The sequence below is a fragment of the Photobacterium frigidiphilum genome (assembly GCF_003025615.1).
GTDB classification, from domain to species: Bacteria; Pseudomonadota; Gammaproteobacteria; order Enterobacterales; family Vibrionaceae; genus Photobacterium; species Photobacterium frigidiphilum.
The window spans coordinates 1-15608 of sequence record NZ_PYMJ01000021.1 but is presented as its reverse complement, the minus strand read 5'-3'; the positions used below and the strand labels follow the sequence as shown (position 1 = coordinate 15608).

Genomic DNA, 15608 nt, shown 5'->3' with positions numbered 1-15608 from the left:
ACCTAAATAGTTAATCTAAAATACCCAGTTCGTTCCAGATGGTATCCACCTTTGCAACGATTTCTGGATCTTTGGTAATAGGTGTACCCCATTCGCGAGCCGTTTCACCTTGCCATTTATTGGTCGCATCTAGTCCCATTTTAGAGCCTAAACCGACAACAGGCGAAGTAAGATCCAATGAATCTATCGGTGTATTGGCGATCAGTAATGTATCGCGGCTTGGATCCATTCGGGTGGTTATCGCCCAAATAACATCATTCCAATCGCGTACATTGACATCATCGTCACATACAATCACAAATTTCGCATCCGTAAACTGGCTCAGAAACAACCAGACTCCGTCCATCACACGAGTCGCATGACCTGCGGCATCTTTTTTGATACTCACGATGGCCATACTATTTTTATCCGCTTCTTGCGGTAAATAGAAATCGACAATCTCTGAAAATTGCATGAGTAAGGTACGAATGCCCGTTTCAATATCGAAATCCGGCTTTGCCTGACTGGTTCCACGGGGTGTACTCGCGGTTTCAGCTTCCCACTTCACAGTGGCATCCAGCCCCATCTTTGAGCCAAGACCACACACAGGAGATGCAAAGTCGAGTGAATCAATCGGTGTATTTTCTATCAGCAGAGCATCACGAACCGGATCCATCCTTGTTGTTATAGCCTGAATAACACTATTCCAGTCACGTGCGTTCACGTCATCATCAAGGACAATTACAAATTTTGTGTACATAAACTGACGTAAAAAAGACCACACCCCCATCATCACGCGTTTCGCATGACCCGGATATTGTTTTTTCATTGTTACGACGGCCATGCGGTACGAACACCCTTCAGGCGGTAAGTAAAAATCCACAATTTCGGGGAACTGCTTTTGCAAAATAGGCACAAAGACTTCGTTGAGTGCCAACCCTAATACTGCTGGTTCATCAGGCGGACGTCCTGTATACGTGCTGTGATAAATAGGATCTTTACGCATCGTTATATGCGTAATGGTAAACACATGATGACGTTCAACTTCGTTGTAGTAACCCGTGTGGTCACCATACGGACCTTCATCTGCAAATTCATTAGGATCGATATAGCCTTCAAGCACAATTTCAGCACTTGCTGGTATATCTAAGTCGTTACTAAGGCTTTTTACTACTTCCGTTTTACTACCACGTAGCAAGCCTGCAAATGCATACTCCGATAAGGTGTCTGGCACAGGGGTAACCGCACCCAGAATTGTCGCTGGATCAGCACCAAAAGCCACAGAAATAGGAAACGGTTCGCCAGGATGAGTTTCCATCCAGTCACGCAGATCTAACGCACCACCACGGTGAGCCAACCAACGCATAATGATCTTATTTTTTGCAATTTTTTGTTGGCGATAAATACCCAAGTTCTGACGAGGTTTATTCGGCCCTTTGGTAATCGTTAAACCCCATGTTAACAGTGGTGCAACATCATCAGGCCAACAGCTCATTACGGGGATTTTATCTAAATCAACATCGTCACCTTCCCAGATCACTTGCTGACAAGGCGCTTTTCGCAGACGTTTCGTTGGCATGTTCAATACTTGTTTGAACACGGGAAGCTTATCCATGGCATCCCGAAACCCGCGAGGGGGCTCAGGTTCTTTTAAGTAAGCAAGCAATTTCCCGACTTCACGTAACTCTTTAACGTCTTGGCGACCCATGCCCATCGCTACGCGTTCAGGGGTGCCAAAAAGGTTCGCGAGTATCGGAATATCATAACCAATAGGGTTTTCAAACAGTAATGCTGGACCACCCGCACGTAAAGTACGGTCACAGATTTCAGTGATTTCCTGATTTGGATCGATAGGCTGCTTAATGCGCTTTAATTGACCTTCTTGTTCGAGGTAATCAATAAAGTCTCGCAGATCCTTAAATTTCATAGGGGCTACCCGTTGCCAATAAAAGATTAAATAGCGTTGATGCCATGTAAAACATGACGACTATTTTCCATCAAATTAGCGACATTATAACGATTTGTTAACTTGAACACACGGTTCTTACCTCTGAATACCAGAATAAGCACCAACCGTTTGCGGTAACAAAACATGTAATCTGCTCATACAAGGTACTACGGTAAATTAGCCAATGCCGATTGTAAGTTTTTTTGTAATACCTTGTTACCACTGGATTCAGCCAATTGTTCTAGCCAACTGCTATAACCCTGCTGAGCCAACTGCACGGCAACAACTTTGCCATCATCCACTTCATTGAGTTTTCCTTGTAGGAATTCACGAGTCTGTGGTGGCATAGGTTTTAATAACACTAACGAACGGTAGGCTTGTTGCTTTAATGATGGGTTACTGGTGGCTGCCATTAATTGCTCAATTGCTTGAGGATCGGGGGCCTTATTCACTAAGCGAGTAAGCTCTGCTTGGCTGTATTGATCCGTACGACGTCGCCATAATAAGCGGTACATTGACTCATCACCGGTTTGCTTAGCTAGGCTGGCAATAATCGCGTTATCAGGCAGCCACATCAATTGGGGATCAGAAGAAAATTGAGCCACTAGTTTATTAAGTGCCATAGATGAAAGATCTGGCAATTTTTCGAGGAAGATATCACGTTGTTCTTTTTGATGAAAAATATCACCAGCGAGCCATTTTGACAGTATGAGTGAACCCTCTTCGGCTTGGATCACCATTTTGTCGGCTAACAATGTCTGTTGCCAATGAAGTACTAACTTTCGAGCTTGGGTTCCGTATGGAAATGCTGCTTTCGTCACAAGGTAGCCATCACCCTGCTCTATAATCGTAAAGTTCGATTGACGCTCAGCCTGAACCTGTAACCAAGTCGCTTTATCTTGATCAAGCTGGCCATAACTCACAGCATGTTGAATAAGCTGACTACGAACGGATTCTTGTTTTAATGGGGAGATTTGAGAAAGGTTGAATTCGAGGGCTCGAAAATCACTCTTCTCGTACAATTTAATTAATGCCACAACACGATTGACCACTTGAGGCGACATCGCAACCTCATGCACCTTTTTTTCAGTGATCTCAACCGCTAAAGCAGATTGAATACATCCTGCAAGTAGCAAGACGACCATGCACATTCCTTGTCGCATGTTGCCTCCTAAATAGAAAGGACAACCTTTTAACGTATTCATACGATGACCATCCTGATGCTTTCATATGTCGTAAGGTTGTATTGATTCAATGAAATTGAGCATATTGTAAATAAAAATCAGAGACAAATTTCAATCCTATGAAATGTACTCGCGATTAAAATGCGCAACCAATTGAATACTGTTTAATTTTTGATATTCCAGCTGCAGTATGCCGGAATTTTATCCAATAAAAAACGCCACATAAGGTGGCGTTTTATCAAACTGTGACGTAAACAGTTTCGATTATTATTTCTGACGACGCATTGCGTCAAAGAACTCATTATTCGTCTTCGTCATCGACAGTTTGTCGATCAGGAATTCCATGCTGTCTGTCTCGCCCATTGGGTGAACAATCTTGCGCAGGATCCACATTTTCTGTAATTCGTCAGGCTTAGCCAATAACTCTTCACGACGAGTACCAGAACGGTTGAAGTCAATCGCAGGGAATACACGTTTCTCAGCAATCTTACGAGATAGGTGCAATTCCATGTTACCTGTACCTTTAAACTCTTCGTAGATAACTTCATCCATCTTAGAGCCGGTATCAACCAATGCTGTCGCGATGATTGTTAAGCTACCACCCTCTTCAACATTACGTGCCGCACCGAAGAAACGCTTAGGACGGTGAAGGGCATTAGCATCAACACCACCTGTAAGTACCTTACCAGATGAAGGAACAACAGTGTTGTATGCACGCGCTAGACGTGTGATTGAGTCAAGCAGGATAACAACATCTTTCTTGTGTTCAACAAGACGTTTTGCTTTCTCGATAACCATTTCTGCCACTTGTACGTGACGTGATGCTGGCTCGTCAAACGTTGATGCAATAACTTCACCTTTAACGAGGCGTTGCATCTCAGTTACTTCTTCCGGACGTTCGTCGATAAGTAAAACCATCAACAAACACTCAGGGTGGTTGTGGGCAATACTTTGTGCAATGTTTTGAAGCAAAATGGTTTTACCCGCTTTAGGCGGAGCAACAATCAGACCACGCTGACCTTTACCAATCGGAGATGCTAAATCAAGAACACGTGCAGTGATATCTTCCGTCGAGCCGTTACCACGCTCCATACGCATACGATCGTTCGCGTGCAGTGGAGTCAGATTTTCAAATAAGATCTTATTACGTGCGTTGTCTGGTTTGTCGTAGTTAACTGCATTTACTTTAAGTAGTGCAAAATAACGTTCGCCATCTTTCGGTGGACGAATCTTTCCGGCAACGGTATCACCAGTACGAAGGTTGAAACGACGAATCTGGCTTGGAGATACATAAATATCATCAGGGCCAGCAAGGTAAGAACTATCTGAAGAGCGAAGGAAGCCGAAGCCGTCTTGAAGGATTTCTAGAACACCATCGCCAAAAATATCCTCACCACCTTTCGCGTGTTGTTTGAGAATAGAGAAGATAATGTCTTGTTTTCTCAAGCGCGCTAGATTCTCTAGGCCCAAGCTTTCGCTAAGTGCAACCAACTTTGGAATTGGTTGGCTCTTCAGTTCTGTAAGATTCATAGTGGTGGGTTTCTTGTCTGTCAAAATCGGGGTTCTATTTTGGTTTAAGATAGAGTTGACCAAGGGGCTGGTCAAGAAATGAACGGAATAGCAATTTATGTGCATTACGTTAGCACTAAAGATTCCTACCGTCTAGCATAGACGGAAGACAAACTATGTACAACTTAGAAATTGCACATAGTTCACACAAAGCTGCTTATAAGTTCGCGTCAAGGAACTCTTTTAGCTGGGTCTTAGAAAGAGCCCCTACTTTCGTTGCAGCCACACTACCATCTTTAAAGAGCAATAATGTTGGGATGCCACGAATGCCAAATTTTGGCGGTGTTGCTGCGTTTTGATCAATATTTAATTTACCGATCGTCACTTTGCCTTCGTACTCGTTGGCGATTTCGTCAAGAATTGGGGCAATCATCTTACAAGGACCACACCATTCAGCCCAAAAATCGACCAATACCGGACCAGCAGCATTCACTACATCGCTGTCAAAAGTTGCGTCTGTTAGCTGCACAATCTTGTCGTTCATCTTCCACTCCAATGGTTGATTTTTAGCTGATTTTATTTTTAACCAGCAAATCGTTGCCCTATTTGAATGGAATACGTTTCGTATTGCAACCCTAAGCTGATATTCTATACGAATGAAGACGACTCACATCACAGAGCAGAAATTTGCTGACCTAGGTTTAGAGCCTACGGTTTTAGAAGGACTGGACGCACAAGGGTTTCATTATTGTACCCCGATCCAAGCTTTAGCATTGCCGGTTGTGCTCACCGGCCAAGACATCGCAGGTCAGGCTCAAACAGGTACAGGGAAAACCCTGGCTTTTTTGACCGCGACTTTTAATTATTTGCTTCTTAATCCCGCATCGGATGAGCGCAAAACTAACCAGCCTCGCGCTATTATCATGGCACCAACCCGTGAACTGGCTATCCAGATTTACAATGATGCCGCGCCACTACTTGCAAGTACCGGTCTAAAAGCTGGTCTAGCATACGGTGGTGAAGCGTATGAAAAGCAACAGAAAGTATTTGCTGAAGGCGTTGATATCCTTATCGGTACTTGTGGTCGTATTATCGACTTCTACAAGCAGCGTGTTATCGACTTAGCCTCTATTCAGGTGGTTGTACTTGATGAAGCCGATCGTATGTTCGATTTAGGTTTTATTAAAGACATTCGCTTTTTGTTCCGTCGCATGCCAGCACCTAAAGCACGTTTGAACATGTTGTTCTCTGCAACATTGTCTTACCGTGTAAAAGAACTAGCATTCGAACACATGAACAGCCCTGAAAGTGTGGTTGTTGAACCGGATCAAAAAACGGGACATCGTATTCAAGAAGAGCTTTTCTATCCTTCTAATCAGGAAAAAATGCGCCTTCTACAGACTCTAATCGAAGAAGAGTGGCCAGATCGCGCCATTATCTTTGCTAATACAAAGCACCGTTGTGAAGACATCTGGGGCCACCTAGCTGCCGATAACCACCGTGTTGGTCTATTGAATGGCGATGTACCGCAGAAAAAACGTGTTCGTATTCTAGAACAGTTCACCCAAGGTGATATCGATATTCTAGTGGCAACCGATGTAGCTGCTCGTGGTTTACATATTCCACAAGTAACACACGTTTATAATTACGACCTACCTGATGATGCTGAAGATTACGTACACCGTATCGGCCGTACTGGTCGTGCAGGCGAAAGCGGTTGTTCAATCAGTTTTGCATGTGAAGAATACGCAATTAACCTTCCTGCTATCGAAACTTACATTGAACACCCAATTCCATTATCAAAGTATAACTCTGAAGCATTGTTAGACGAGCTACCAGCACCGCTTCGCCTTCAGCGAACGCCGCGTCAAGGTGGAAACCGTCGTCCTAATGGAAACCGTCAGGGTCAAGGACAGTCACGTCCTCGTAATAATAACCGACGTCATCCACAATCACAGAAGCAACAATAAGAACATATGCCTATGGAAAGGAATTCAATATCATCTTTATATGCCGCAATTGATTTAGGCTCTAATAGCTTTCATATGTGGATTGTTCGTGAAGTCGCTGGCAGTGTGCAAACTCTGGCTAAAATTAAACGTAAAGTACGTTTAGCGGCAGGGCTGAATAGCCAAAACGAATTGAGTGAAGAAGCAATGCAACGCGGATGGGACTGCCTCAGTCTATTTGCAGAACGTTTACAGGATATACCTGCTGAGCGTGTTCGCATTATTGGTACTGCGGCACTTCGTACTGCAGTCAATGCTGATATATTTCTTTCCAAAGCAAAAGATATCCTTGGTAGCAAGGTCGATGTGATTCCCGGAGAAGAAGAAGCCCGGATTATCTATCAAGGTGTAGCCCACACCTCTGGTGGCAGTGACAAGCGTTTAGTGGTCGATATTGGTGGTGCGAGTACCGAAGTCATTATTGGCGAGGGCTTTGATGCCAGCGCATTAACCAGCCTGAAAATTGGCTGTGTGACTTGGTTAGAACGCTACTTCAAAGATCGCTACTTAACGGCTGAAAATTTTGACGCTGCCATTAATGCTGCAAAAAATGCGATTGAGCCAATCGTTGAGCAGTATACCCAGCTAGGCTGGGAAACTTGTGTGGGTGCCAGTGGTACCGTACAAGCCCTGCAGGAAATCATGCTGGCCCAAGGAATGGATGAAATCATCACCCTTTCGAAGCTAAAGCGCATGCAGCGCCAAGCAATGCAGTATGAACGCTTAGAAGACTTAGATATTGAAGGTCTGACTCTGGAACGCGCGCTGGTCTTTCCGAGCGGCTTATCCATTTTAATCGCTGTGTTTGAATCATTGAACATCGAATCAATGACTCTGGCTGGCGGCGCCCTACGTGAAGGTATGGTGTATGAAATGATGAGCAAAATGCGTCACCATGATGTACGTGAACGTACACTTACCAGCGTTCAAGAGCGTTTTCAGCTCGATACCAGTCACGCAAGTGCGGTGACTAATACTGCGATGGCGTTACTATCTCGTTGCGATGAAGAATGGCAATTAGAACCTCAGGCACAATATCTGCTTCATGCAAGCGTATGTTTACATGAAATCGGTACCAGTATTGAGTTCAAGAAAAGCGGTGAACATGCCGCTTACCTGATCAATCACATTGATTTACCAGGTTTTACTCGCGCACAGAAACATTTGATAGCAGAATTACTGCGTCGCTTCCGCGAGCAGTTAACGAGTCTACCGGAACAGCATGCACTGTCAGCTCAAAGTGCTGCCCGTATTTTACGTCTGTTACGTTTAGCCGTTATTCTCTGTCATCGTCGTGATCACAACCAGCAGCCGCCATTTAGTTTATCGGTCGCTGAGAACAAACTGGTTCTGACATTACCAGCGGCTTGGCTATTAGCTAACCCGTTAAGTCGCGTTGAGTTACAACAAGAAGCCACCCGTCAAACTGACATGGGTTGGCCTTTGGTTCTTGAAGAAAGCGAATAACGCTAATATTCACAACCTGTTCGATTAAAAAAGGCTCCCTCGGGAGCCTTTTTTATTACATCTTAGTTTTACATCTCAATGATGCTAGTTAGCCTGTAATACCACAGTGACGTAGCATCGCATCCAGTTGAGGCTCACGCCCGCGGAAACGTTTAAAAAGGTCCATAGGCTCTTCACTACCGCCACGCTCTAGAATGCAATGTAGGAAGTCAGCACCTGTTGCTTGGTTAAAAATACCTTCATCCTCAAAACGAGAAAATGCATCGGCAGATAATAGCTCTGCCCATAGGTAGCTGTAATAACCCGCACTGTAACCACCGGCAAAAATATGGCTAAAGCTATGCGGGAAACGTCCCCATTCAGGGCTAGGTACGACAGATACTCGCGATTTCACATCAAATAATGTTTCTAATACCTGCGCACCCACTTCTGGATCATAGTTGGTGTATAGGCTGAAATCGAACAGACCAAACTCCAACTGACGTAAAATACCCATCGCGGATTGAAAGTTTTTTGCCGCCAACATTTTATCTAGCATTTCTTTCGGTAAAGGCTCACCCGTTTCAAAGTGACCAGAAATAAATGCCAACGCTTCCTCTTCCCAGCACCAGTTTTCGAGGAACTGACTCGGTAATTCAACCGCATCCCACGGCACACCATTGATACCAGAAACAGATGGCGCATCAACTTGCGTCAACATATGGTGAATACCATGGCCAGTTTCATGGAATAAAGTGACCAATTCATCATGGGTAAACAATGCAGGCTTATCGCCAATGGGTTTATTAAAGTTACACGTTAGGTATGCGACAGGGGTTTGTAAGCTACCATCGGCGCATATACGACGTACGGCACATTCATCCATCCATGCACCGCCACGCTTGTGTTCACGGGCATACAAATCAAGATAAAAACTGCCACGGAGCTCGCCAGTTGCATCAAAAATATCGTAGAAGGTAACAGTGTCATCCCATACCTCGATACCCTCGCGCTGCTTCACATCCATCCCAAAGACACGCTTAAGTACTTCAAACAAACCTGCGACGGCTTTTTTCTCTGGGAAATACGGGCGAAGCTGTTCATCTGAAATGCTATAACGGTGTTGTTTCAATTTCTCGGAATAAAAAGACAAATCCCACGGTTCTAGATCTTCTGCACCAAATTCAGTTTTCGCATAGTCACGAAGCTCTGACACTTCACGTTCAGCTTGTGGTTTTGCGCGTACAGCAAGATTATTAAGAAAACCCAATACTTGCTCTGGAGATTCCGCCATTTTCGTCGCAAGTGATTTTTCACTGTAAGTGTTAAAACCTAATAAACGTGCAATTTCATGGCTCAGCTTTAATTTTTCAGCAATGATTTCGCTGTTATCCCACTCACCAGCATTTGGACCACGATCTGAAGCACGAGTAACAAATGCTTGATACATTTCCTGACGTAATTCACGATTAGCACAATAAGTCATAACCGGTAAATAAGAGGGAATTTCAAGCGTAAATAAGTAGCCTTCTTTATCTTTGGCTTCTGCATTCGCTTTTGCTGCTTGTATTGCAGATTCAGGCAAGCCTTCCAATGCCGATTCATCTGTAATCAGTTTGCTCCATCCCATCGTTGCATCTAACACGTTATTGCTAAACGTTGATGCTAATTCTGAAAGTCGCTTACTAATTTCACCATAACGATGTTGCTCTTTGGCAGGTAAACCAATGCCTGACAATTCGAAATCTTTGAGTGCATCGGTTATCGTTTTTTGCTGTGCTTGAGACAACGTAGCAAACTCATCACTCGCTTTAATGGCTTTATATGCTTCATATAAACCTTTGTGCTGACCCACCCACGTACCGTAATCAGATAAAATAGGTAAGCAGCTTTCATACGCTTCACGTAATTCAGCGCTATTTTTAACACCATTAAGATGCCCAACAGGAGACCAAATACGGCTAAGTCGATCATCCGTCTCTGCGAGTGGAACGCAAATCGTTTCCCAACTTACCAAATCGCTATTGGTAAGTACTTCTTCTACTTTCGCACGGCAATCGGCAATCGCCTGTTCAACTGCTGGCTTTATATGCTCAGGCTTTATCAGAGAAAACGGTGGCAAAGCCGTCATGGACAATAATGGGTTAGACATGCGCGTATCCTTAATTCTTTTATTATTGTTTAGATGTGTGTGCGGGCGTGTTAATTCAATCCCTTATTTACTCATTATGGTCGAACTGCTTGTAATATCTTTCGATTAAATAAAACAAAACTGAATATTGCCTACAAGCTTTTACATACAGTACGCATAGCTAGCAACTAAAGTTCGCCACTCATCTGGATATTCATGGCTAATCCGCCATAATAGCCACTCATAAATACTTTCAAATTAGCACAGAGACCAATTCATGCTGAGTTATCGCCACAGCTTCCACGCAGGCAACCATGCCGATGTGGTTAAACATATTGTCCAAAGTTTGATCCTAGATGCACTCAAGCAAAAAGATAAGCCTTTCGTCTACCACGATACGCACTCTGGTGTGGGTCGTTATGATCTGCAAGATGAGCGCAGCGAAAAAACGGGTGAATTCAAACAAGGTATTGCACGCCTTTGGTCTCGTGATGATATTCCAGCTGAAATCACCTCTTATATCGAAGCAATAAAAGCGCTGAATGAAACGGAAGAACTGCGGTATTACCCTGGTTCACCGAGTGTTGCTCGCGCTCAGATACGTGAACAAGACCGTATGGTGCTAACTGAACTTCACCCGGCCGATTTTCCTTTATTATTGCAAGAGTTCCGAGGCGATCGCCAAGTACGCATGTATAAAGAAGATGCATTCTTACGATTAAAGGGCAGTTTACCCCCTAAAGAGCGACGTGGTGTGGTACTTATCGACCCGCCTTATGAGCTTAAGCATGAATATATGGATGTCGTAAGCGCTATAGCTGATAGCCATAAGCGTTGGGCAACGGGGACCTATGCAATTTGGTACCCTGTTGTTTACCGCGAAAACATCGATAAAATGCTTAAAGGTCTTGAGAAGTGTGGTATCCGTAATATCTTACAAATTGAATTAGGCGTTGAGCCAGATACGACCGAGCGTGGTATGACGGCTTCAGGCATGATTGTTATCAACCCACCGTGGAAATTAGAGAGTCAAATGCAGACTATTCTTCCTTGGTTACAACAAGCTATTGCACCTAATCATGGTCACCATTCAATTACATGGGTAGTACCTGAATAAGAGTTAATACGATTATACCCCCCTTCAGTAAGGCGATGTTTCAATCGCCTTCTTTCTATCTTCGATTAATGATCTAAGCTGAATCAGCTTTCTCGATTCACACCTCTCGTAACTCTTCTATTTCTTGATTACACTAGGTTCAGCTCATAAATCATAAAATTAAGCGGAGAAAGTCATGGCGAAGCATTTTGATTACATTTGTATTGGTGGCGGAAGTGGCGGCATTGCATCAGCTAACCGTGCTGCAATGCACGGCGCAAAAGTTGCCCTTATAGAAGCAAAAGCACTGGGTGGTACCTGTGTAAACGTCGGATGTGTACCGAAAAAAGTAATGTGGCATGGTGCTCAAATTGCTGAAGCGATCCACCTTTACTCAAAAGACTATGGCTTTGATGTTGATGTGAAAAGCTTCAATTGGAGCACACTAGTTAAAAACCGTGAAGCATACATCGGTCGTATTCACCAAGCATATGACAACGTTCTTGGTAAGAATAAGATCGAAGTGATTAATGGCTTTGCTAAATTTGTTAATGAAAAAACAATTGAAGTAAATGGTGAGCATTTAACAGCAGACCACATCTTAATTGCTGTGGGTGGTGAGCCAACAATCCCGAATATTCCTGGTGCTGAACATGGCATCGACTCAAACGGCTTCTTTGACTTGAACGAACAGCCTAAGCGTACAGCTGTCATTGGTGCAGGTTATATTGCTGTTGAAATTGCAGGTGTTTTAAGTGCATTAGGTACAGATACTCACCTGTTCGTTCGTAAAGAATCACCACTGCGTAGCTTTGATCCATTGATCGTTGAAACATTAGTGGAAGTCATGAATGCAGAAGGTCCAACCCTTCATACGCATTCAATTCCTAAAGAAATCATCAAAGAAGCTGATGGTTCAACAACATTACACTTCGAAAATGGTGAGTCGCACAATACCGACCTACTGATCTGGGCTATTGGTCGTAATCCAACGACAGACAAAATAAACCTAGCATCAACAGGCGTTGAAACTAATTCACGTGGCTATATCAAGGTTGATGAATACCAACAAACAAATGTTGCTGGTATTTATTGTGTTGGCGACATTATGGAAGGTGGTATTGAACTGACTCCTGTAGCTGTTAAAGCAGGACGCCAGCTATCTGAACGTCTATTTAACGGTAAAACTGAAGCCAAGATGGATTACAAACTAATCCCTACTGTTGTATTTAGCCACCCACCGATCGGTACCATTGGTTTAACAGAGCCTGAAGCTATTGCACAGTATGGCGAAGATAACGTCAAAGTGTATACGTCCGGTTTTACCGCAATGTACACTGCAGTTACATCTCATCGTCAGCCTTGTAAAATGAAGTTAGTTTGTGCTGGCCCTGAAGAAACAGTGGTTGGCTTACACGGCATTGGCTTTACAGTTGATGAGATGATTCAAGGCTTCGGTGTTGCAATCAAGATGGGTGCGACCAAAGCAGATTTCGATAGCGTTGTAGCCATTCACCCTACAGGTTCTGAAGAATTTGTTACTATGCGCTAAGTCGTAATAGGTAAAATATAAAGGGAGGCTAGTTAGCCTCCCTTTTTATTATCAGGTAAAAATAGAACTCGATAGCCAATAACTAAAAGCCATATGCTTTTTTATAACTTATTGATTTTACCTTTACAGCTCTCATACAAAGAATAAAAACCTCACAAATAGTGCATAAATAGACAATTCTGCACTTACAGTATTCCCAAATAGTCGTAAAAAATGTAACCTTCTCCCTCCTGATTATGGATAATCAGTGAATAGTTATTCCGCAAGGATAAAAAGCAGTCATTCACACTAGTGAATTTATAAGATAAAGGTTAATCATGCAGGATCAGGTACAAGCAAAGCCAATTACAACGGCCAATTGGCTTATGTTCCTTCTTCCCTCTCTATTAGGTGTCTTTCTTTTTATGGCACCCGTCGATTATCAGGGCACTATTACCATTCCGATCGCGATTTTAGCGAAAACAATTCAAACCCTATTTGATGATAAATTAACGGCGATAGTAACCTTTATTATTAGCTTTACTGCTGTTTTGTCCTTAATAACAAAAGTAGTTAAACCTAAATTTATTTTAAATAATAGCTTTCTAAATGGTCTACTGAACCCAACGATGGCATGGTTTATAGTGCAGCAACTAGGTGCTATTTTTGCAGTAATGACTTTCCTTAATATAGGACCTGAAGCGATTCACAGTGGTGATACTGGCGGGCTGGTACTCAATGACTTACTACCAGTATTATTTTCGGTGTTTATTTTTGCTGGTATGTTATTACCGTTATTACTTAATTTTGGTCTACTTGAATTTTTCGGTACCTTATTTACGAAAATAATGCGCCCAATCTTCGGCTTGCCAGGTCGTTCATCAGTTAACTGTATTGCATCATGGCTAGGTGATGGCAGTGTTGGCGTACTTCTTACAAGTAAGCAATATGAGACTGGTTTATATACTCAGCGTGAAGCAGCTGTCATTGGTACAACTTTCTCCGCAGTTTCTATTACCTTTAGCTTAGTGGTTATCGCACAAGTTAACTTGGAGCATATGTTTGCCCCATTTTACTTAACAGTTTGTTTAGCTGGTTTTGTAGCCGCGATAATCGTTCCACGTTTACCACCACTATCGAATAAAAAGAATACCTACATTGATGGTTCAAAAGTATCGACAGACAATGAAGCAGTACCAGCTGGACACAACATATTTTCATACGGTATAGAGCAAGCCTTAAATAAAGCTCGCGAAGTAAAAAGCTTTCGAGCAATCGCGCTTGATGGTCTAAAAAATGCTGTTGATATGGTTTTCGGCGTACTGCCAGTCGTAATGGCAATAGGTACCGTAGCGTTAGTGGTTGCTGAAAATACACCAATTTTTGATTACCTAGGAATGCCATTTATTCCTTTCCTAGAGTTACTACAAATACCAGAAGCCACTGAAGCCTCTAAAACAATCGTTGTCGGTTTTGCGGATATGTTCTTACCCTCGATTCTAGCTTCAGGCATCGAAAGTGATCTGACTCGTTTTGTTATTGCAGCAATGTCGGTAACACAACTTATCTACATGTCTGAAATTGGTGCGCTGCTAATTGGTAGTAAAGTACCAGTAAAAGCATGGGAACTGTTTGTTATCTTCATTCTACGCACACTAGTAACTCTACCAGTCATCGCATTAATGGCACATATCATCTTCTAAGATACAAAAGCCTGCAGTTTTAACTGCAGGCTTCATTACCCCCCTCAGGCTTACCCTTCCCAATATCACCAATTCTATAACTTCATATCAACGCTACCATTCTTACCTCTTCAGATAATACCAACCAAAGAATAAGATTAGATAAAGACTTAGTCATAGGTATAAGCTCTCCCTCACCAACCAGACAGCTTTCAGCGCCCCCCTGCTACTAAGCGCTTACTTTTATATAGTTCATTGGCAACTAAGCATATATAGCATTCTAGTTCTCCGTATTTTAGAAACAATCAATTATCACAGGAAGAATCATGATGCCGTTATGAATATGAGTAGGTAGTGTGTGGGCTATTTGGCAAAGCAAGTATTAAGGGGGAAAGGGAGCTCTGAGTCGCTATGTCATGATCAAACTGTCCTATATGTTTCTAGAAAGGAACATCGTGATAGGTAGCTAGAATGCGACAATGCTGTTTTTAGCCAATCAAGCGTTTAAGGATTATGGTGATATTGCTGGGAGAGTTTGTACTGCTTTAGTAACAGATACTTGTTTTGATTAGTATTAGAGTCACTTGCTAGAAAATAGCTAAAAGGCGAGAAGAGTATTTCAAGGGATAGAAGACTGCTGGATCGCTAGTTTTCTAGGTTGGAGTAATAATAAATATTTTCACTGTATATACGAAAAAAGGCCATCCTTTCGGATGGCCTTCTTAAATTGGGCGCCTGGCGATGCCCTACTCTCACATGGGGAGACCCCACACTACCATCGGCGCAACTGCGTTTCACTTCTGAGTTCGGCATGGGATCAGGTGGAGCCACAGCGCTATGGTCGCCAGACAAATTCTTTATTGTCAGCATTCGCTGGCAATAGCAATCTTGGAAATCTAACTAGTTTATCTTTCGATAACAAACAATCTGTTCTCAAACACCATTCAAGTGTTCGTGGAGTCCGTAAAAAACCCCTTGGGTGTTGTATGGTTAAGCCTCACGGGCAATTAGTACAGGTTAGCTCAATGCCTCGCAGCACTTACACACCCTGCCTATCAACGTCGTAGTCTTCAACAACCCTTTAGGATACTTA

The 15608-nt window shown here is 43.0% G+C and carries 10 protein-coding genes and 2 rRNA genes; 5 read left to right on the top strand and 7 right to left on the bottom strand.

Annotated features, from left to right (window positions below):
- Positions 1-10: 10 nt before the first annotated feature.
- The 4 genes from ubiD to trxA all read right to left on the bottom strand — a co-directional run bounded on the left by ubiD (position 11) and on the right by trxA (position 5164).
- Entirely contained in the window at positions 11-1906 is a 1896-nt protein-coding gene (gene ubiD / locus C9J12_RS18375; RefSeq protein WP_107244034.1) for a 4-hydroxy-3-polyprenylbenzoate decarboxylase, read from the bottom strand.
- 188 nt (positions 1907-2094) lie between these two features.
- On the bottom strand, positions 2095-3132 hold the full coding sequence (locus C9J12_RS18370; protein WP_227876403.1) for a hypothetical protein: 1038 nt from the start codon (positions 3130-3132) through the stop codon (positions 2095-2097).
- A gap of 246 nt (positions 3133-3378) precedes the next feature.
- Positions 3379-4641, bottom strand: a complete 1263-nt coding sequence (rho, locus tag C9J12_RS18365; protein ID WP_107244032.1) for a transcription termination factor Rho — start codon at positions 4639-4641, stop codon at positions 3379-3381.
- A gap of 196 nt (positions 4642-4837) precedes the next feature.
- The gene (gene trxA / locus C9J12_RS18360; protein WP_006233409.1) at positions 4838-5164 is read right to left on the bottom strand and encodes a thioredoxin TrxA; all 327 of its coding nucleotides are present in this window, start codon (positions 5162-5164) and stop codon (positions 4838-4840) included.
- Positions 5165-5276: 112 nt separating this feature from the next.
- On the opposite strand from trxA, the gene rhlB reads away from it, so the two are divergent.
- On the top strand, positions 5277-6590 hold the full coding sequence (rhlB, locus tag C9J12_RS18355) for an ATP-dependent RNA helicase RhlB (protein ID WP_107244031.1): 1314 nt from the start codon (positions 5277-5279) through the stop codon (positions 6588-6590).
- Positions 6591-6602: 12 nt separating this feature from the next.
- Positions 6603-8096 (top strand): guanosine-5'-triphosphate,3'-diphosphate diphosphatase, encoded by a 1494-nt coding sequence (gppA, locus tag C9J12_RS18350; RefSeq protein WP_107244030.1) that lies wholly within the window; start codon positions 6603-6605, stop codon positions 8094-8096.
- Positions 8097-8184: 88 nt separating this feature from the next.
- On the opposite strand, the gene prlC is transcribed toward gppA, so the two are convergent.
- On the bottom strand, positions 8185-10227 hold the full coding sequence (gene prlC, locus C9J12_RS18345; RefSeq protein WP_107244029.1) for an oligopeptidase A: 2043 nt from the start codon (positions 10225-10227) through the stop codon (positions 8185-8187).
- Positions 10228-10483: 256 nt separating this feature from the next.
- Here prlC and C9J12_RS18340 point away from each other — a divergent pair, with 256 nt between their 5' ends.
- From C9J12_RS18340 to C9J12_RS18330, 3 genes are all read left to right on the top strand, one after another.
- On the top strand, positions 10484-11323 hold the full coding sequence (locus C9J12_RS18340; RefSeq protein WP_107244028.1) for a 23S rRNA (adenine(2030)-N(6))-methyltransferase RlmJ: 840 nt from the start codon (positions 10484-10486) through the stop codon (positions 11321-11323).
- Positions 11324-11498: 175 nt separating this feature from the next.
- Complete coding sequence (gene gorA, locus C9J12_RS18335) at positions 11499-12854, top strand: glutathione-disulfide reductase (protein WP_107244027.1); 1356 nt, start codon at positions 11499-11501, stop codon at positions 12852-12854.
- A 317-nt stretch (positions 12855-13171) separates the two neighbouring features.
- Positions 13172-14536 carry a YjiH family protein gene (locus C9J12_RS18330; RefSeq protein ID WP_107244026.1) on the top strand — a complete coding sequence of 455 codons (1365 nt, stop codon included), beginning with the start codon at positions 13172-13174 and terminating at the stop codon, positions 14534-14536.
- Positions 14537-15248: 712 nt separating this feature from the next.
- Here the strand turns inward: C9J12_RS18330 and rrf are convergent.
- Positions 15249-15364: ribosomal RNA gene (rrf, locus tag C9J12_RS18325) — 5S ribosomal RNA — on the bottom strand.
- A gap of 137 nt (positions 15365-15501) precedes the next feature.
- A 23S ribosomal RNA gene (locus tag C9J12_RS18320) occupies positions 15502-15608 on the bottom strand; the annotation flags it as partial.

Excerpts from the sequence above, each read along its gene's own strand:
- ubiD (WP_107244034.1), bottom strand. The coding sequence starts at position 1,906 with ATGAAATTTAAGGATCTGCGAGACTTTATTGATTACCTCGAACAAGAA.
- C9J12_RS18370 (WP_227876403.1), bottom strand. The coding sequence starts at position 3,132 with ATGAATACGTTAAAAGGTTGTCCTTTCTATTTAGGAGGCAACATGCGA.
- rho (WP_107244032.1), bottom strand. The coding sequence starts at position 4,641 with ATGAATCTTACAGAACTGAAGAGCCAACCAATTCCAAAGTTGGTTGCA.
- trxA (WP_006233409.1), bottom strand. The coding sequence starts at position 5,164 with ATGAACGACAAGATTGTGCAGCTAACAGACGCAACTTTTGACAGCGAT.
- rhlB (WP_107244031.1), top strand. The coding sequence starts at position 5,277 with ATGAAGACGACTCACATCACAGAGCAGAAATTTGCTGACCTAGGTTTA.
- gppA (WP_107244030.1), top strand. The coding sequence starts at position 6,603 with ATGGAAAGGAATTCAATATCATCTTTATATGCCGCAATTGATTTAGGC.
- prlC (WP_107244029.1), bottom strand. The coding sequence starts at position 10,227 with ATGTCTAACCCATTATTGTCCATGACGGCTTTGCCACCGTTTTCTCTG.
- C9J12_RS18340 (WP_107244028.1), top strand. The coding sequence starts at position 10,484 with ATGCTGAGTTATCGCCACAGCTTCCACGCAGGCAACCATGCCGATGTG.
- gorA (WP_107244027.1), top strand. The coding sequence starts at position 11,499 with ATGGCGAAGCATTTTGATTACATTTGTATTGGTGGCGGAAGTGGCGGC.
- C9J12_RS18330 (WP_107244026.1), top strand. The coding sequence starts at position 13,172 with ATGCAGGATCAGGTACAAGCAAAGCCAATTACAACGGCCAATTGGCTT.